Source organism: Aeromonas sp. QDB14, assembly GCF_027707845.1.
Lineage (GTDB): Bacteria > Pseudomonadota > Gammaproteobacteria > Enterobacterales > Aeromonadaceae > Aeromonas > Aeromonas caviae.
Genome location: NZ_JAPCJD010000004.1, coordinates 1 through 19,326, shown reverse-complemented (window position 1 = coordinate 19,326; position 19,326 = coordinate 1). Strand labels below are relative to the sequence as shown.

The following is a 19,326-nucleotide window of genomic DNA, read 5'->3' as shown; positions in this document are numbered from 1 at the left end:
CTGCGTCAATTCACCATCCCCCCGCCACCGGAAATGTGGGCAAGATCCCATTCATTGCTAAGAAAATGTGACGAAAAGCAACAGTTGTCGGCCATATTACTCCTTAGTGAGTAGCCAAGAGCCACGCCATGCGTGGGCTGACCCTGGATGCGCGTTCACTCACAGCGTCACAATTTTTGTAATAAAACTGCAATAATTTAGCGCTCATCACAGATTAAATGTTCACAAATGAGCACAACAGGCTCGCTTGCGAATCAAGACGCGTCTGATCGCCGGCATGAGCGGGGCGTCCTAAACCGCCCAGAACAACAATAAAAGGAAGCAGAACATGCTTAGTCTCTTCAGGCCTGCACCCCATATCGACCGGCTGCCGGCCGACAAGGTGGATCCCTTCTACAAACGCATGCGTTGGCAGGTGTTCTTCGGGATCTTCTTCGGGTATGCGGGTTACTACCTGGTACGGAAAAACTTCAGTCTGGCGATGCCCTACCTCATCGAGCAGGGCTTCTCCCGCGGGGATCTGGGTCTGGCCCTCTCCGGCGTCTCCATCGCCTACGGTCTCTCCAAATTCCTGATGGGGAACGTGTCGGACAGATCCAACGCGCGCTACTTCCTCTCCGCCGGTCTGCTGCTCTCGGCAGGCATCATGTTCATGATGGGCACCATGCACTGGGCTACCTCCAGCATTGGCATCATGTTCGTGCTCCTGTTCCTGAACGGCTGGGCACAGGGCATGGGCTGGCCCCCCTGCGGTCGCACCATGGTGCACTGGTGGTCGCAGAAGGAGCGGGGTGAGATCGTCTCGGTCTGGAACGTGGCCCACAACGTGGGCGGCGGCATGATAGGCCCCCTGTTCATCCTCGGCATGGGCTGGTTCAACGACTGGCGCAGCGCCTTCTATGTGCCTGCGGCGGCGGCGGCGGCCATCGCGGTGATCGCCTTCTTCGTGATGCGCGATACCCCGCAATCGGTCGGTCTGCCCCCCATCGAGGAGTACAAGAACGACTACCCGAAGGATTACAACGAAAGCCACGAGCAGGAGTTCTCCGCCAAGGAGATCTTCATGAAGTACGTGCTGCACAACAAGCTGCTCTGGTACATCGCCATCGCCAACGCCTTCGTCTACCTCATCCGTTACGGCGTGCTGGACTGGGCGCCCACCTATCTGAAAGAGGCCAAGGACTTCAGCGTGGATCACTCCTCCTGGGCCTACTTCCTCTATGAGTGGGCGGGGATCCCGGGCACCCTGCTGTGCGGCTGGATCTCCGACAAGATGTTCAAGGGCCGCCGCGCCCCGGCAGGCATCCTGTTCATGGTGCTGGTGACCCTTTCCGTGCTGGTCTACTGGTTCAACCCGGCGGGCAACCCGACCATCGACATGATGGCCCTGGTCGCCATCGGCTTCCTCATCTATGGCCCCGTCATGCTGATCGGCCTCTACGCCCTGGAGCTGGCGCCCAAGAAGGCGGCCGGTACCGCGGCGGGCTTCACCGGCCTGTTCGGTTATCTGGGTGGCGCGGTCGCGGCCAACGCCATGCTGGGCTATACCGTTGACCACTTCGGCTGGGACGGCGGCTTCATGGTGCTCACCGTCTCCTGCGTGCTCTCCATCATCCTGCTGGCCATGACCCTCAAGCACGAGAACGAGTCGATTGCCGCCAAGGCGGCTGCCCATAAGGCATAAAACGTGATCCTGCCCTTATCGATTGGAAAAGGGATCAGGTACACTGCCAAAGGCCCCGCACCTGCCGGGGCCTTTTTTCGTCTCATCTGCGGAGTGCAAGCGTGAAGCAAACCCAACGACATCTGGAGATCCTGGACGTCCTGACCCGGCAGGGTTTCGTCTCGACCGACGATCTGGTGACCCATTTTGACGTCAGCCCCCAGACCATTCGCCGGGATCTCAACGATCTCGCGGAACAGAACAAGATCCGGCGCCATCACGGCGGGGCCTCATTGCATTCGAGCACCGTCAACACCGCCTACAGCGCCCGCAAGGTGATGCAGCTCAAGGAGAAGGAGCGCATCGCCCGGGAAGTGGCCGCCAACATCCCCGACGGCTCGTCGCTCTTTATCGACATCGGCACCACCACCGAGGCCATCGCCCGGGCCCTGCTCGACCACCGGGAGCTGCGCGTGGTCACCAACAACCTGAACGTCGCCAGCATCCTGACCGCCAAGGATGACTTCACCGTCATCATCGCCGGCGGCGAAATTCGCAACCGGGATGGCGGCATTGTCGGGGAGGCGACCCGCGACTTCATCGGCCAGTTTCGCATGGACTACGGCGTCATCGGCATCTCGGGCATCGACAGCGACGGCTCCCTGCTCGATTTCGACTATCACGAGGTGAAGATCGCCCAGGCCATCATCGCCCACTCCCGCCAGGTGTTCCTGGCCGCCGACCACACCAAGTTTGGCCGCAACGCCATGGTCAACCTCGGCAACCTCAACCAGATCCACGCCCTGTTCACGGATCAGGAGCCGCCGGAGAAGCTGATGCGCCTGATGTCCCAGCATCAGATCGCCTGCCATATCTGCTGATATTTCCACTGCTCTAGCATCAGGCCGCCCTGTGGCGGCCGGTTTTCTTTCTGCCCCCCCCGGTCTGCGGCGTCTCCCTTGCGGCGCCTAAGAGGCCAGTTCCTGGCGCTGACACACCTTCTTTGACCCCTGATGTTGCCCCCGCACTCGGGCGCCAGGTTTGCACCGACGCTAGACGCCTGCGAGGAATTCACGCCATCGCCTTCATCACCTTGCTTCATGGGCGCCCCCATCCGGGACTCTTTGTTCTCTTCCCTGCCCGAAATGGCTGTTTCCGACATGCCGTAGCCTTGCCAGGCCGTCACCGACTGGCAGCATTTTTAGCATTGTGAAAACAATCGCGATCACATTTCTCTCACGAAATGTTCGTTTATTGGTTTTTCATGTTCTAATATGAGCGAAATCAAACATTGCTGTCATGGCAAACACAAAATAAGAAAGTAGGTGAACATGAGCGAACATTATGATCTGGTCGTCGTCGGCGGCGGCATCAACGGGGTCGGCATCGCGGCAGATGCGGCGGGGCGGGGGCTGAAGGTGGCGCTGTTCGAGGCGAGCGATCTCGCCTCTGCCACCTCGTCCAACTCCAGCAAGCTGATCCACGGCGGCCTGCGCTATCTCGAACATTACGAATTCCGGCTGGTGAAAGAGGCGCTGGCGGAGCGGGAGGTCCTGCTCGGCATGGCTCCCCACATCGCCCGTCCCATGCGTTTTCGCCTGCCGCACCGACCGCACCTGCGTCCGGCCTGGATGATCCGATCCGGTCTCTTCCTTTATGACAACCTGGCCAAGCGGGACAAGCTCAAGGGGAGCTGCGGCCTGCGCTTCCTGCCGCAGGACGGTCTCAAGAGCGGCATCAACAAGGGCTTTGAATATTCGGACGCCTGGGTCGACGACGCCCGGCTGGTGGTGCTCAATGCCATGCTGGCGCGGGACAAGGGCGCCGATGTGCAGACCCGTACCCGCTGCGTCAAGGCGGTGCGCGGATCCAAGCACTGGACCCTGACGCTGGAGCGGGAAGGGGGCGAGCAGTTCACCGTCAGCTGCCGTGGTCTGGTCAATGCGGCGGGCCCCTGGGTCAAGACCTTCTATGACGAGAGCCTGAGCGAGAAATCCCCCCGCGGCATTCGCCTCATCAAGGGGAGCCACATGATAGTGCCGCGCATCCATGAGCGCGAAGAGGCCTACATCCTGCAAAACGAGGACAACCGCATCGTCTTCGTCATCCCCTACCAGCAGGACTATTCCCTCATCGGCACCACGGACGTGGAGCACAAAGGCAGCCCGCGCGAAGCCAAGATCAGCGATGCCGAGATCAACTACCTGTGCAAGGTGGTCAATGCCCACTTCACAAGGCAGATAAGCCCGGCAGACGTGGTGTGGACCTATGCCGGGGTGCGCCCCCTGTGTGACGACGAGTCCGATTCACCCCAGGCGGTGACCCGGGACTACACGCTCGAGCTCAGTGGTGAATCCGACGGCGCGCCGCTGTTGTCGGTGTTTGGCGGCAAGCTCACCACCTACCGCAAGCTGGCCCAGGCCGCCTGCAACAAGCTCAAGCCCTGGTTCAGCCAGATGGGAGAGGACTGGACCGCCAACAGCCGGCTGCCCGGTGGCGAGTTCGACTGCTCGGTGCGTGAACTGGCGCGAGCCTTTGCGCTGGAATTCGACTGGCTCGACGATCGCAGCGCCCTGCGCATCGCCGAAGCCTATGGCGCTCATGCCCGCCTCTGGCTGAAGGAGGAGCGCGGCCAGCACTTTGGCGCCGGGCTGTATGAATCTGAAGTGCGCTATCTCATCGCGCGCGAATGGGCCCACTCCCTGGAGGACATCCTGTGGCGCCGCAGCAAGCTGGGGCTGCGCCTGTCGGAATCCGAACAGCAGCAGCTCGGTGCCTGGCTGCTCGAATACCACCACGCCCTGCCCAAGGCCAGCTGATGACCCACGGCGGGCGGCCCTGGCCGTCCGCCGTCAAACTGCAATAAACCCCTGCTATAACAATTACCTGCATCCTACACACCATAACAACGAGATCTCTTGATGAAGCAACCTCACCGTACCCTGATAGCCCTTGGCCTCGGGGCTGCCCTGGCGCTGCCTGCACTGGCGGCCGACGAAGGCAAAATCGTGATCGCCCACCGTGGTGCCTCCGGTTACCTGCCGGAACACACCCTGGAATCCAAGGCCCTGGCCTATGGCATGGGGGCCGACTATCTGGAGCAGGACCTGGTGATGACCAAGGATGACCAGCTGGTGGTGATGCACGATCACTTCCTTGATGGCATCACGGACGTGGCCGAGCGCTTCCCCGGCCGGGCCCGCCCGGACGGTCGCTACTATGTGGTGGATTTCACCCTGGACGAGGTGCGCTCCCTGCGCATGACCGAGCCGTTCCAGCTGGTGGACGGCAAGCAGGTGCCGGTCTATCCGGCCCGTTTCCCGCTGTGGAAGTCGAGCTTCAGGATCCATACCTTCCAGGAAGAGATCGAGATGATCCAGGGGCTCAACAAGAGCACCGGCAAGCACATCGGCATCTACCCGGAGATCAAGGCTCCCTGGCTGTTCCGCCACGAAGGCAAGGACATCTCCAGGGCGGTGCTCAAGGTACTGAAGGAGTACGGCTACACCAGCAAGAACGACAAGGTCTATCTGCAGTGTTTCGATGCCAACGAGCTCAAGCGCATCAACAGCGAACTGATGCCCGCCATGGGTATGGACTTGAAGTTGGTGCAGCTGATGGCCGAGACCGACTGGAACGAGACCATGGTCTATGACGCCAAGGGCAAGGCGACCCCCTACAGCTATGACTGGATGTTCAAGCCGGGGGCCATGAAGACCATCGCCACCTATGCCGAGGGAATCGGTCCCTGGAAACCCATGGTGGTGACCGAGCCGGGCACTCCCGGCAAGCCGGTCTTCACCGGCATGGTGAAAGAGGCCCACGCGGCCGGTCTCAAGGTGCATCCTTATACCTTCCGTCAGGATGAGGGGCAGATCCCGGCCTATGCGAAAGACTTCACCGACCTGCTCAACATCTTCCTCTATCAGGCCGATGTGGACGGGGTATTCAGCGACTTCCCCGACAAGGCGGTCGAGGCTATCAAGGCCCACGGCAAATAATAAAAGAAGAGCAACACGGGAATGCAAGCGGGGCCAGGTGCCCCGCTTTTTTGTGCCCGGCATTATCGCCGGGATGAGGGGCCGGATAAGGGGTCATGAGAGGGGGCAGAGAGATGATATTGAAATGGATGTGTGTAATTTAATGTTTACGATTTGGGGCGGATTTGGCCTTGCGAGTCGCTACTTTTGAGTTGTTTCACTCTGCTTTCTTGGTCATTTATCCATCTGTCAGCGTGCAAAGACGCTAGTTTCACTTGATTGTTTGTTTTTCCTTGGTAAGGTGGGGGCGGTTGCGTAACAAAGTGCTGACTTGTGTAAATATAAATGAACGCTCAGCGCCCTTGGCTTGAAACAGTAGAGAGAATGAGAAGATGCAAAGAGATCCCCTGAACAACATCCATATCCAGTCCGAACAAGTGATGATCACGCCTGCCCAGCTCAAGGAGAAACTGCCCATCTCCGATCGCGCGCTGGCATTCGTGCAAGGGGCCCGCAATACCATCGCCGACATCATCCACCGTCGCGATCACCGCTTGCTGGTGATCTGTGGTCCCTGCTCCATCCACGACATGGACGCTGCCAAAGAGTACGCAACCAGACTCAAAGCGCTTCATGACGCCTATCAGGACTCTCTCTACATTGTCATGCGGGTCTACTTTGAGAAGCCGCGCACCACGGTCGGCTGGAAGGGCTTTATCAACGATCCGAACCTGGACGGCACCTTTGACGTGGAACTGGGTCTGCACCGCGCCCGCGAGCTGCTCTGCTGGCTGGCCGAGCTGGAGTTGCCGCTGGCGACCGAGGCGCTCGACCCCATCAGCCCGCAGTACCTGGCGGAGCTCTTCTCCTGGTCGGCCATCGGTGCCCGCACCACCGAATCCCAGACCCACAGGGAGATGGCCTCCGGCCTCTCCATGCCGGTCGGCTTCAAGAACGGCACCGACGGCAACCTCGGCACCGCCATCAATGCGCTGCAGGCCGCTTCCAGCCCCCACGCCTTCATGGGGATCAACCAGCAGGGTCAGGTCGCGCTGCTGCAGACCCAGGGCAACCCGGATGGTCACGTGATCCTGCGCGGCGGCAAGCACCCGAACTACGACTCGGTCAATGTGTCGCTGGCGGAAGAGGCGCTGGAGAAGGCGGGCCTGCTGCCCGGTCTGGTGGTGGATTGCAGCCACGGCAACTCCAGCAAGGATCACCGGCTGCAGCCCAAGGTGGCCGACAACGTCATTCACCAGATCCAGGAGGGCAACCGCTCCATCATCGGGGTGATGCTCGAATCCAACCTGTTCGAAGGCAACCAGTCCAGCGAGCAGCCCAAGTGCGAGATGCGCTACGGCGTCTCCATCACCGATGCCTGCATCGACTGGGAGACCACGGATGCGCTGCTGGCCCGCTGCCACAGCCAGCTGGCGGCACCACTTTTGGCCAGAACATCGGCATAAGCCGTGGTATCTTGTTGTAACTGATTGAACCATCGAGGTATCACTGCCCACGCAGTGATACCTTGTTGCCTCTTGAATGACAGGGCGTCGCTGCGGGCGGCGCCAGCAGGGACTGGACATGGCGGAAGAGTTGAATGCCCTCAGGGACAAGATAGATGCGGTGGACAAGCAGCTGATTGATCTGCTGGCCGCCCGTCTCGCCCTGGTGGGGGAAGTGGGGGAAGTGAAGAGCCGGCACGGCCTGCCCATCTACGCGCCGGATCGGGAGGCGAGCATGCTGGCCCGCCGCCGCGCCGAGGCCGAGGCACTGGGGGTGCCGGGGGACCTTATCGAGGATGTGCTGCGCCGGGTGATGCGCGAATCCTATATTCTGGAGTCCGCCAGCGACAAGGAGCACCACTTCAAGTGCATGAAGCCTGAGCTCGGCAAGGTGGTGATCATCGGTGGCCAGGGGCAGCTTGGCCGCCTGTTCGGCAACCTGTTCAGCCTCTCGGGCTACCGGGTCGAAACCCTGGGTCAGGCCGATTGGCCGCGCGCCGACGAGATCCTGCACGGCGCCGGGCTGGTGATGGTGGCGGTGCCCATCGACGTCACCTGCCAGGTGATCGACCGGCTCGGCAACCTGCCTGAGAACTGCCTGCTGGTGGACGTGACCAGCGTCAAGAGTGAACCGCTTGCCCATATGCTGGCGGTACACCAGGGGCCTGTGCTGGGGCTGCACCCTATGTTCGGGCCGGACGTGGCGAGCCTCGCCAAGCAGGTGATCGTCTGCTGTCAGGGACGCGATCCCGCCGCCAGCCAGTGGCTGCTGGAACAGATGACCATCTGGGGGGCGCGTTTGCAGCAGGTGGAGGCCAGGGCCCACGACGAGGCGATGACCTTCATTCAGGCGCTGCGCCACTTTGCTACCTTCGCCTACGGCTGGCACCTCTCCCGGGAGCAGGCCAACATCGACCGCCTGCTTGCCTTGAGCTCTCCCATCTACCGGCTGGAGCTGGCCATGGTGGGACGGCTGTTTGCCCAGGATCCCCACCTCTACGCCGACATCATACTGTCGTCGCCGCAGAACCTCGCGATGATCCGTCGTTACTACCAGAACTTCGGCGAGGCGCTGGGCCTGCTGGAGCGGGGAGACAGAGAGGGCTTCATCGAGGCCTTCAGCCAGGTCTCCGGCTTCTTCGGCGAGCGGGCGGAGGAGTTCCTGCGCGAGAGCCGCACCCTGCTGGCGCAGGCCAACGATCGTCGTCATCACGGCTGATGCACAAAGATATCCATACAAAAGGGGCCTGATGGCCCCTTTTTCATGTTGTTTGTGCTGCACCGATAACTACGGTAGATGAAAACACAGGTCTGGGCGTGAAATCGCCCTCTTTCATTCGGCAGGCGGTTGACGCAAGTCGGCGTCATGCCAGCCCAGCGGCAGGGTGAGCAGCTGATCGATCAGCTCCCGGCGGTCGGATTTCTCCAGATAGGCGAGGTAGAGCGGGCGGCTCAGGGATTGGCCCCCTTCCACCAGATGAAGCAGCCCCTGCTCCAGGAAGGGGCTCACCATGCGCCTTGGCAGGTAGGCGGCGCCGCCGTTGGCCAGCACGAATTGCAGGGCCATGCTGGCGGAGCTCGAATGCAGAACTGGGGTCTTCTGCAGGCTCTGCAACCGGCTCGATGGCGGTTCGAAGCTGGTGCCCCAGTCGAGATGAATGTGGGGCATCTGCATCAGGCTGTCGGCGTTTGCGGCCGGCTCCCGGCTCACCAGTTCGAACACCAGCTCGCCGATGGGGTGCAGGGCAATCTCGTCGATCTTGGTCGGCTCGGAGAGCAGGGCCAGATCGAGGGAGCGCTCCAGCAACTGGCGACAGAGGTGCTCGCGGGAGGCGGTTTCGAGGCGCACCGCGAGGCCGGGGGCCAGGGCATAGACATGGTTGAGCCAGTCGTTGAAGTCGAGCTCCCAGAAGACGGCGGGGGCGCCGATGGCAAGCTGCTGGCTGAAACCGGGGGAGAGGGCCACGTCCTGCTTGGCGCGCCCCAAAGTATGCAGAATGGCGTCTGCGTAGGGCAGCAGACGCTCACCGGAGGCAGTCAGGCGGATGTTGTTGCGATGACGGGCAAACAGGCTGACCCCGAGTTGCTGCTCGAGCTGGCGGATCCGGAAGCTCACCGCCGACTGGGTCAGGTAGAGATTTTCAGCCGCCCGGCCAAAGTGCCGGGTCTTGCTGACCTCGATGAAGGTCCGAAGCAGCTCGGTATCCATTAATCGAGGGACTCGTCGCTGCCGCCACCGCCGCCTTCAAAGCTGCCACCCGCATCTTCATTGGCGCCGCCTGCGACGGTGCACAGACGGTGCACGCGCTTGGGACCAATCACCTTCAGGTATTTGAACCACACCTTGGCGTGGGGGTTGTTGCCGGCTGCGCCGGATTTGACCTGTTCGATAAAGGCACTTTCTACGTCATCGCGCGGGGCCAGGTTGCCCTGATAGAGCGCCAGCATCACGGTGCCATATTTTTCCAGACTGTCCGCTTCGGCCACGGTGAATTCGCCACTGCGACGCAGGCCACGGGGAAAATGTTTGAAGTCGTTGAAACGCTTGTCTGATTCGAAGCTCATAGTGCTCTTGTTCTGGTTAGTTTGACCTTTGCGGGCAAGTATCATCAGGCCGTCGCAGAGTGCAAAATCAATTTTCTTACTATGTTAATAAATATCTTTTATCGAACAGGGTTTGTCGCATCCCGAGGGGGCATTTTGCGGTGCGCTGCACAAAAAAGCCTGAAAAATAGTGGAGTTATGTCAGATTTTGTACAGGAAAAACCGCTCAAGAACGGGCTCGGAAGCTAAAAATAAGGCGCCGTATGGCGCCTTTTTATCATCATGACTGAGCTGAACCCGAGTGCGCGGCACTCACTCAATCATGGCTGGCTGTGCCAGGTTGTCGGCACGCCACAGACGATAGCGCACCTCGTACTCCTGGGGCACATAGATGACGAAGGGCAGCTTGGAGTTGTAGTTCACGAAGAAGCCCTGACCGTAGATCTGGACGAAACTCTCCTTCTTCTGGCCGTCTGGGCAGGCCATCAGGGTGCTGACGGGGCCGGTGACTTGGCCCAGGGTCAGGTAGTTGTAACCCCAGCCCTTGACGCTGTGCTGTTCCAGATTGCCCGCGAAGCGGGGCAGGTTGCAGTCGACCAGCATCTTCTTGCCGACTTGCAGTTCGACCATCATGTCGGCTTCGTTCTCGACTTCCGGCAGACGGATCACGACACGTTCCTGGTTCACTTCGGCGGCGGGGAACATGCTGATATCAAATTTTTTCGGTTCGGCGGCGAAGGCATGGCCACCCAATAACAAGGCGCCCAGCAGGCTAAAACGCAACACGGTTTTCATCTGTACCTCTTGGGATTGGTTCAACGCCGCTAGACTAACCGCTCTGCCGGTTTCATGCCAGCGCTGCGGCGTGCAAAACCGCTCTGAACAGGCATCACATGACGCAATTTGATGCTTTTTTGACGGCCAGGGTCACCCTGGCGCTTCTTGCCTCGTGTCAAGCAGGGGGCCGGGTGGCCCCCATGGTCAGGCTGTCACCTCACCAGCAGAACCTGTTTCGCCCAAGAGCGCGGGGCGCGCTGGGCGACGGAGCCGCTGGTGATGTCCAGGTAGGCGACGCCCTGAAGGGCCGGCACCGGGGTAGAAGACCAGAGATAGACATAGCCGTCGTTCACCTCCTTGCCATCCCCGGCCATGGCGCGGGGGAAGATGGTTTCGTTCAATGCCGGTTTGTAACAGGCGGACTCCAGAATGCTGGCGAGCTCCTTGATGGTGGGCAGGCGCCAGTCGTGATGACCACCAAAGCCATACAGGGCATGGCTCGGTTCGGTACGGATCCGTTCCGCCGTCTGCAGTGCCTGTTGCCAGTAGAGGCGGGTGGGTTCCCCCTCGCAGCTCTGGTTGCGCCAGGTCTGGCCGAGCTGGCAGCGCATCCAGGTCAGACTGGTGCCCCTGTCGGTGACGGTGCCGTTGCCGTGATCCTGGAAACGGGCGGTGGGGCTGGTACGGGGCAGGGCGTCGTCGCAGATGGCGATGGCCAGTGCCAGGGGGCTGCACAGGGTGAGCAGCAGGGTCAGAAGATACTTGTTCATCGGGTTACCTCGGCCACCAGGCGCAGTTGCAGACCGTTGGCGTCATTGCTGTTTTGAACTGGGGTGGGATAGTCGGCACCGGCGTCCTCGCCGAGGAAGATGTGGGCGATGGCACTTAGAGGCGCGCTCTCCAGCCGACGGGACGGGGTCAGGGTCTGGCTCCAGTAATAGCCATCGAAGCCATTGAGTCCGGTGCCGACATCGGGGAAGTAGCGCACATCCAGGGTGACGAGCTGGCCATCCTGGCGGGCGAGGGAGCCGTAGTGCTGCAAACTCATCAGCTCACGGGCGTGGGGCAGGCGCCAGTGGGTGATACCGCACAGTTGCTGTGCATTGAGCCACTGACGGTACTGCTCCGTAGTGCAGATGGCCTCCCCTTCGGGGCAGGCGTAATCCCGCTCCTCCTGGGTCGGGTGATATTCGTCGAACTCCCAGGCGAAGGTGCGGTGCAGATCCCTCGGACTGTCCGGATCCGCCAGCTTCTTCTCCCAGACGAGGCCGGTATTGAGATCCTCCACGCACTCCCACTCGTCGGCATTGTCCGCCAGGGGTTGCCCCTTGCCGTCCAGCTTGCGATAGCGAAGGGGCGCCTGGCCCAGGCTTGCCTCCTGGCCCGGGTGATCCGCAGGCTCCTGGGTCAGCAGGTAATCCACCCCGTCCGTGTAGGTGGTGACGCCACCTGCGGTCACCAACGCCCGGGGTTGCTGCTGCATCAGCACGGCGGTGAGTCTGGCCTGCTGGCTCAGTAGCTCGGGGCTGGCGGCAAAGTGCCGGGCGAGCTCGGGCAGAAAGGTGACAAGGCCTTGCCAGATCTGCTGGCGGCGTTCGCTGGCGGCTAAGGCGGGCAGGGTGGCCTCGTCATCGAAGGCGGCGAGGGCCAGCTCGGCGAGGGCGCGGTTGAAGTCGCCCAGCTGCGCCAGTGCCGCCAGATCTGGGCCGGGGTGAAGGGGGGCCAGGGCGAGCAGTACGTCCGTCAGGGCCTGAGCCGGTGGCAGCCCGTCCGAGATACGCGTCTGCAGCAGGGTGCTGAGGGGGCTGGGGGTGAGGTGCTGGTTGTCCTGGCGCGCCGCCGGGTGGGCCAGGGGCAGGGCGGCGGGATCCGCCGGAATGAACAGCAGGGGAGTGGTGAGCAGATCAGGGTGGCGCCGGGTCAGGGAGTGGGCACCGGCCTCGCCGCTGACGGCGGGCTCATTGGCTTCGCAGCCGTCGTTCTGGTTCAGGTTGATGCACAGGGTGCCCGCAGCGGGCAGGCTGACCGTCAGGCGGTAGTCCGGCACGGTCAGGGGAGCCTCGTCCGAACCGCCGCCACAGGCGCTGAGCAGGGGGGCCAGCAGGCAGACGATCGGGGTTATTCTCATGGTCATGGTGTGTCCTTGGAGGGGCCTTGGCCCCTCTCTTCTTTATATAGGGAGAGTCAGAGGCGACGCAGACGGCGCCACAGGGCCAGCGGCAGCAGCCAGAGCAGAGGGAAGGCCCCCCCGCCACTGCTGTCCGAGGTATCGAAGCGGATGATGCCGTCATCCGGCACGGGCACGGTGTTGCCGCACTGGGCGCCGGTACGCTGACTGATGCTCCACCCGTTCAGGAAACCCTGATTGCCCGGTTTGCTGTCCACCACCTCTAGGGTCCAGCGACCGGCCAGGGGTTCTCCTTCGAAGGCGCTGAAGGGTTGCAGGGACTGCAACTCGGTCGGGAAGACCCCTTTCAGGCTCGGCAGGGGGCTGTAACCCTTGTCCCAGATCTGGACCCGGGTGCCGGCGGGGGAGCTGAGCCAGATCTCCAGCTCATCCAGCGCCTCGTGCTGCAGATCCAGGCTCAGTTGCAGCCTGTCGCTCACACGGGCATCGCTCTTCTCCAGCAGCAGGCTGGTTTCGCTCAGGCCGCGCACCTCCTCGCTCTGGGCATCGTTCAGTCGCTGTGACCGACCACTGGCCCGGCTGATGACGGGGGTGCCGATGGGCAGGGTCAGGGATTGCTGCCACTGGCGCTCGGTGGGGCTGGTACCGCTCATGGCGAGATTCACCGAGAGGCTCGCCTCGTCGCCGCAGGCGAGCGGGCTCTGGGCCAGCAGGCGCAGGGTGGTGGTCATGCTGGCACCGGCGGCCAGAGTCGCTGGTTGCCAGCTGTCAGGATCGGCCTGCAATCCGGTTGGCAGGGTGAGGGCCAGCTCGTTGAGGGTCACTTCCCCTTTGCCCGGGTTGCTGAGGGTCAGCTGCACCGACTGGCGCTGCCCCAGCGGGATGGCGCTCCCCTCGGCGAGGGCGATATTGACGGGAGCTTGCAGCAGCCCGTGCTGGCGAAATGCCTGCTCCAGCAGACGGGCATAGGCTCGCGTCGGGTAGAGACGGGCGGCGGTATCTACGGTGATCCGGGCCAGTTGCGGCATGCGAATAGCCGGCCCCAGGCCGAAGTGGGATTCGATGATGACGCGATCAAACTCGTCCCTGGCGGTCTCGCCGTGCTCGGCCACCGCCGTCAGCAGGGCCTGGAACAGCGGGGTGCCCCAGAGCTGATCCCCGTTGCTGCCGTTGATGGTGCGGTGGGCGGGGTAGCGGTAGTCCGGATGGTAGCGAGCGCGCAGATCGTCGAGCTGGCGTGGGGTGCGGTCGGTGAAGCGGGCATCCCAGTTGAACACCATGGCGGGTTCAAACTGGCGACCGGCTTCGCTGCGCTGACGATGACTGGCGGCCAGGTAGTCGCCAAAGCCCTCGCCGATGGCTCCCCAGTCACCCTCTTCCCCGAGATCCGGCAGGATGTGGTGCTGCACCCCGTGGCCGAACTCGTGCCAGATGACCATGGGATCCTCGGCATCGGGCACGCCGCTGCGACCCAGCTCCAGCCTGCGTTCGAACGGATCGTAGAGGGAGTTGTCCTGATAGCCCGCGTCGGTGTCGATGTCGAGCGCCCCGGGGATGAGATCGGTGAAGCCGAGCGCCTTGAGGTGGCGCTGGGCGAGATCCAGATGGTAGTAGGCGTTGATGTCCGCAAAGCCGCGATCGTCCCGGGTCAGGCGAAAACCCTGCACGTCACTGCTGCTGTAGGGGGCCGATTCGGGGGCCATGACATCCACCACCCTGGCATGGGGGCCGCTCAGGCGATACTGCCCGGCTTGCAGGCTCACCGGCAGGGGAACCGGATCCTGGTAGGCGGCCTGTGCCAGCACCAGCGTGTCGTGCCAGACCAGGCTGGCGTCCTGCAGGCGGGTGCGGGGATCGGGGTCGAACACCCGGGCCTGAACCTGCTGATCGCCTGCGTCGGCGACATGCAGAGGGCGGGTAGTTGCCTGATCCCCGAGACGGCCAAGCTCCTGCTCCCCGTCGCAACGGGCAAACAGCTGCACCTGGCTGGCCTTGGCATTGCCTGCCTTGTGCTCGCGCACCCGCTGGCGCAGGGCAGGCACCAGGGTATCGCCGTCTCGCCAGTACCAGGCTTCGACCGGCCCCAGCGTCTCTATCTGGTTGTCATCGGTGCGCAGGGTGGCGAGCAGGGGATCCAGGGTGCCGCTGGCATCGCAGCCGGGCGCTGTGCTCTGCAAGGGGCGCAGGTTGTGATAGAGGCGCCAGGGGCGGCCGTCCCCGTCGACACTGACGGCGGCCTGGGTGGCGGCCACCGGCAGGCCGTTCACCAGCTGGCGAAAGCTGTAATGGTGGCCGAGCAGGCTGGCCCTGTCGTAATCGGGGGCGAGGAGCACACCGAGGCGCTGCTCGAGCCAGCGCTTCGGCGTCGTGGTCAGGGGTGGTTCATCGACAAACTGCAGATCGGCCGCCAGCAGCGGCGATGAGATCAGGGTTGCCGCCAGCCAGAGGGCCAGGGAAGAGGGTTTCATGGTTCACTCCAGAAAAAGAGGACAAGGGGTCAGTGGTTGACGCCCGCCAGGGTGAGCAGGAAGGCAAACTCCTGCGCCGCACGCAGCGCCGCCGTTCGGGGGGCGCCCAGGTGGCCGCCGTCGAGTTCGGTGCGCAGCAGATAGGGGCCTGTTCCCGTGCTATGGGATCGCAGGCGGGCTATCCACTTGAGGGGTTCCCAGTAGGGCACCTGACTGTCGTGCAGGCCGCCCGTCACATAGACGGGGGGATAAGGGGCCTTGTGCAGGTTGTCGTAGGGGCTCAGGCGGCGCATCGCGGCATAGTCACCCGGGATGGCCGGAGTGCCCCACTCGGCGTACTCCTGCCGGGTGAGGGGCAGCTCGGGATCCTGCATGGTGCCCAGCAGATCGACGAAGGGAACTTGCAGCACGGCCCCGGCGAAACGGGTGGGCGCCTGGTTGAGTGCCGCTGCCACCAGCAGGCCGCCGGCGCTGCCGCCCATGGCAAACAGCCGGGCGGGATCGATGGCGGGATCCCGTGCCAGGGCATCGGCCACGGCGAGAAAATCATCCACGCTGTGCTGTTTGTCCCGGCCACGACCCTCCCGATACCAGGATTCGCCGAGCAGACCGCCCCCGCGCACATGGGCGATGGCGTAGACAAAGCCGCGATCCAGCAGGCTCAGCACCCGGGGCTGGTAGTAGGGGCGCATGGGGGTGCCATAAGCCCCATAGCCGTAGAGCAGCAGTGCCCTGGGGTGGGTAATGCCCTTGCGCCAGACCAGGGAGACAGGCACCTTGACCCCGTCCTTGCCCGCGATCCAGCGTCGCTCGCTCTGATAGGGAGAAGTTTCCCTGCTCTCGGGTGTCCCCTCCCAGGCGCCGGAGGCGAGATCCAGCCAGCGCTGGTGAGGTGGCTCGGCCATCCCCTGGCGGCGAATGAGCACCTTGTCGCTGGCCGGTTCCTGGCTGCCCTGGATCCAGGCCGTGCCTGCGCCATCGGTGAGCGGCAGGCTGTGGATCAACGCACCTTTGGCGTCCAGCACATCGAGCCAGTCATCCCCTTCCTTGCGGTATTGCAGCACGGTGTGCCGGGCAAAGAGGCGCCACTTCTCGAGTTCCCGGCCCTCGCCGGACCAGAGCCGTTGCCACTCTCCTGCCAGGCCAGCAGTTGCCAGGGGCGCAGGGTCTGGCGCTCGTTGGCGAGGGTGTAGAGGGTCTTGCCATCCAGACTCCAGAGCAGATCGCCGGCGCGGTGAGGCAAAGAGGCCAGTGTCTCGCCACTCGCCAGATCCAGCAGGGTGATGCGGTAGTCCCGATCTCCCCTGCGGTCTTCGGCCAGGGCAAGCAGGTGCCCGTCCGGGTGCAGGGCCCAGGCGGCGAGCTCGTAATACCCCTCGGCCGCCTGGCGGGGAGCCAGCCGCTTTCGGGGAGCGTCATTGGCATCGCTGCGTTGCCACAGGCTGCCGTCCGCCTCCATGCGCCACTGGCTGCCAGCCTGGCTCAACCAGTCGTCCGGCACGGGTTCGCCCCGCTCCCGGCCCTGCCACTCCGTCTGCAGGCGCTGCACCAGTGGTACCTGGTCGGCGAGCTGCCGCTCGGTCCAGCGGTTCTGCTCGCGCAGCAGCGTCAGGAGGGCGGGATCCTGGCGGCTGTCGTCACGCCAGCCACCATAGGGATCGAGGCGGGCTATCTCCCCCTTCATCAGTTGCGGGCGCCCGGGGATGAGGGGCGCGGCCTCCAGGGTTGCCTCAGACAGGGGAGAGGCGGGGACCGGCGTGGCCAGCAGGCTGGCCAGGATCAATAGGCTGTGCATCAGATCCCCACGAAGGTGTAGCGCAGGCTGGCACTCAGGGTGCGGCCGCTCTGGGTGAAGAGGGAAGCATCGGTCCCGGCTTCCAGCCCGGCCACATCCTGATAGCGGGTGTAGCGGGTGTCGAACAGGTTGTCGAGCTTGAGGTTGACCTTGAGGGCGTCGGTGACCAGCCAGTCGGCCGTCAGGGCGAAACTGAGCCAGCCGGCACTTTCGAGGCAGTCCCCCTGGCGGCCGGTCAGGCTGTTGCCGCAGGTGGGCACCCGGCTCATGGCGGCGGCATAGTCCGCCTGAATGCCCAGACTCCACTCATTGGCCTGATAGCTCAGACGGGTGTTGCCCTCGAGGGGCGTCAGGGTGCGCAGCGCTTCACCTTTGTTGTCCTCGCCATCGACCCAGCCGAGCTTGGTGGCGAGCTCCCACTCCTGGGTCAGCCAGTAGCTGGCGGCGAGTTCGGCCCCCCAGGTTTCGGCCTTGGCGACGTTGCGATATTGGCGCAGGATGACGCCATCGCTCAGGCGCAGCCCCACCTCGCGCCAGTCGATGAAGTTGTAGTAGCGGTTGTAGAAGAGCGCTGGCTTGATGCTCCAGTTGTCCCCCTCGCCACTCAGCCCCCACTCGATGCTGTGGCTGGTCTCCTCCTTGAGCCCGGTGTTGGCGATGATCTCGAAGGGTGGCAGAGCGAAGTAGTGGGGGATGTTGCCGTACACCTTGTCGTAGGAAGGTGCCCGGAACCCGTTGGCGTAGCTGAGCCAGCTGCGCCACTGGTCGTTGAAGCGGTAGCTGGTGGCCAGGCTCGGGGAGAGGTGCCAGCTGTGGTTGCTGTCGTGGCTGCCGTCCAGCGGCGTGAGCCACTGGTGATCCATGCGCAGGGTGGGGGTGAACTGCCACTGGCCCAGGCTGGCCACGTCGCCGAGCCAGACTCCGGCCCTGTCGGTACGGGCGCGGCTGAAGGGGGCGGACTGGCCGGGTTGGGGAATGCCGGCCTCCAGACTCAGCTTCTCCACCGGCCGCTCGTGGGTGGTGCGCTCGAGCTCAATGCCGTAACTGAGCTGATGGGCGAGAGGGCCGGTGGCGAGATCCCGGCGCACATCCAGCTCGGTACCGATCCTGTCTTCGGTGAAGGTGGCGAGTTCCCGTTCGCTGCGATAGCGCGGATAACCGCTCAGCAGATCGTTTTGCAGCAGGCTGCGCTTGTTGGCGGTGTTTTTCGAGTGATTGCCGTAGGCACTCCAGGTGAGACTGTCGGCCAGTATTGTGTCGAGGTTGCTCGCCTCCCAGGCCAGCTTGCCCCCCTGGGTGCGTTGGCTGCCCTGCTCGTGGTACTGGCGCACCTGCCACTTGCCATCGGGCTGGGGCACTTCGCGCGGCCCCTGATCCCGCTCGGCGTTGTCCTCGAAGTAGTCGAGTTCGAGGCGCAGCAGATGATGTTCATTCAGCTGGATGCGAGAGCTGGTGGAGGCGCTGAGGCCATCCAGATCCGCCGGGATGCGGCTCTCGTCGTAGTTGGCGGTCTCATGCCCCTGCCAGCCGGAGAGGCGCAGCAGGTGTTCGGTATCCCGTATCCGGGCGGCGCCGGTGGCGCTCAGCTTCTGCTTGTCACTGCTGCCATCGTGCAGCACCTTGCTGCTGAGATAGGCATCCTGGCCCTGAAGGTAATCTTCCGGCTGCTTGGTGCTGATGACGATGGTGCCGCCGATGGCATCGGAGCCATGGAGGGAGGAACCGGCTCCCTTGGCCACCTCTATCTGTTTGACATCGTCGAGATCGAAGCTGAAGCGCCCCACCTTGTCGTTGAGGTCGTCGGCGCCAAAGCCGTCGCTGACCCGCACCCCGTCCTTGATGATGAGCACCCGGTTGCCGCCCATGCCGCGGATGATGATGTTCTGGGGGCGCCCGGCGGAGCCGGTCACCGAGACGCCGGGTTCGTTCTTGAACACATCGGTGAGCTCGGTGGCAACCTGGCGATCCAGATCCTCTTCTGTGATGACGGTGATGGAACCCGACACGTCGGAGAGCTTCTGCTCGATGCGCTGTCCCTTGACCACGATGGTTTCCCGCCCCTTGAGTTCGGGGTGCATGTCCGTTGTGTCGACCCCGGCGGGATCGCTGGCAGCCAGCGCCGTACCGGACAGCAGCATGGGCCAGTAGTGAAGAAGTCGAATTTTCATATTTGAGAATGATTATTATTTAAGCCTGAGGGCGCGGATTATTGCAGAGGGAGTCAAGTAGATCAATAAATGACAATCATTATCATTTTGTTTTTATGATATTGATCGAATTGAGTTTTTTGAGAGATAAGTCAGTAAGATGGTGGCATACGTTTGCGAATGACGCCATGGGAAACGGGAAGACGGGCGTGGTGCGGGCAAGAAAAAGCCCGCCATAGGGGCAATGCTGATCAGTTAAGGATCCATTGACCGATCCTTCTGCTGTAGGACAATCCGGAACCAATCACTGGTTCCGGAT

The 19,326-nt window shown here is 63.0% G+C and carries 13 protein-coding genes and 1 pseudogene; 6 read left to right on the top strand and 8 right to left on the bottom strand.

Translation table 11 applies throughout. From position 1 onward, the window contains the following. The first annotated feature begins 328 nt into the window (after positions 1–328). The 6 genes from glpT (at position 329) to tyrA (ending at position 8,367) form a co-directional block, all read left to right on the top strand. Positions 329–1,684, top strand: a complete 1,356-nt coding sequence (gene glpT, locus PG887_RS02130) for a glycerol-3-phosphate transporter (protein WP_041212777.1) — start codon at positions 329–331, stop codon at positions 1,682–1,684. Between the two features lie 101 nt (positions 1,685–1,785). After that, complete coding sequence (locus PG887_RS02125; RefSeq protein WP_010674233.1) at positions 1,786–2,544, top strand: DeoR/GlpR family transcriptional regulator; 759 nt, start codon at positions 1,786–1,788, stop codon at positions 2,542–2,544. 450 nt (positions 2,545–2,994) lie between these two features. After that, positions 2,995–4,482, top strand: coding sequence for a glycerol-3-phosphate dehydrogenase (gene glpD / locus PG887_RS02120; protein WP_270821075.1), 1,488 nt, complete (start codon positions 2,995–2,997; stop codon positions 4,480–4,482). Between the two features lie 102 nt (positions 4,483–4,584). Further along, entirely contained in the window at positions 4,585–5,664 is a 1,080-nt protein-coding gene (gene glpQ / locus PG887_RS02115) for a glycerophosphodiester phosphodiesterase (RefSeq protein WP_114522612.1), read from the top strand. A gap of 371 nt (positions 5,665–6,035) precedes the next feature. Continuing rightward, entirely contained in the window at positions 6,036–7,109 is a 1,074-nt protein-coding gene (locus PG887_RS02110; protein WP_010674236.1) for a 3-deoxy-7-phosphoheptulonate synthase, read from the top strand. Positions 7,110–7,227: 118 nt separating this feature from the next. After that, complete coding sequence (gene tyrA, locus PG887_RS02105; protein ID WP_041215471.1) at positions 7,228–8,367, top strand: bifunctional chorismate mutase/prephenate dehydrogenase; 1,140 nt, start codon at positions 7,228–7,230, stop codon at positions 8,365–8,367. A gap of 114 nt (positions 8,368–8,481) precedes the next feature. Here tyrA and hdfR read toward each other — a convergent pair whose 3' ends face one another. From hdfR to PG887_RS02065, 8 genes and pseudogenes are all read right to left on the bottom strand, one after another. After that, positions 8,482–9,357, bottom strand: coding sequence for an HTH-type transcriptional regulator HdfR (hdfR, locus tag PG887_RS02100; protein ID WP_270821073.1), 876 nt, complete (start codon positions 9,355–9,357; stop codon positions 8,482–8,484). Then, positions 9,357–9,713, bottom strand: a complete 357-nt coding sequence (locus PG887_RS02095) for a DUF413 domain-containing protein (protein ID WP_010674239.1) — start codon at positions 9,711–9,713, stop codon at positions 9,357–9,359. The genes hdfR and PG887_RS02095 overlap by 1 nt, the downstream gene beginning before the upstream one ends. Before the next feature lie 291 nt (positions 9,714–10,004). Then, positions 10,005–10,487 carry a serine protease inhibitor ecotin gene (eco, locus tag PG887_RS02090; RefSeq protein ID WP_010674240.1) on the bottom strand — a complete coding sequence of 161 codons (483 nt, stop codon included), beginning with the start codon at positions 10,485–10,487 and terminating at the stop codon, positions 10,005–10,007. 194 nt (positions 10,488–10,681) lie between these two features. Then, a complete protein-coding gene (locus tag PG887_RS02085; RefSeq protein WP_041212780.1) occupies positions 10,682–11,239 on the bottom strand; it encodes an Lcl C-terminal domain-containing protein in 558 nt (185 codons plus the stop codon). Beyond that, a complete protein-coding gene (locus PG887_RS02080; RefSeq protein ID WP_270821071.1) occupies positions 11,236–12,603 on the bottom strand; it encodes an Lcl C-terminal domain-containing protein in 1,368 nt (455 codons plus the stop codon). Before PG887_RS02080 ends, PG887_RS02085 begins: the two co-directional genes overlap by 4 nt. 50 nt (positions 12,604–12,653) lie before the next feature. Then, positions 12,654–15,065 (bottom strand): proprotein convertase P-domain-containing protein, encoded by a 2,412-nt coding sequence (locus PG887_RS02075; RefSeq protein ID WP_270821070.1) that lies wholly within the window; start codon positions 15,063–15,065, stop codon positions 12,654–12,656. 29 nt (positions 15,066–15,094) lie between these two features. Next, positions 15,095–16,860 (bottom strand): annotated as a pseudogene (locus PG887_RS02070) (prolyl oligopeptidase family serine peptidase). After that, positions 16,860–18,998: a TonB-dependent hemoglobin/transferrin/lactoferrin family receptor gene (locus PG887_RS02065; RefSeq protein ID WP_442866328.1), complete on the bottom strand. Its 2,139-nt coding sequence runs from the start codon at positions 18,996–18,998 to the stop codon at positions 16,860–16,862. The pseudogene PG887_RS02070 and the gene PG887_RS02065 overlap by 1 nt, the downstream one beginning before the upstream one ends. Positions 18,999–19,326 lie beyond the last annotated feature (328 nt).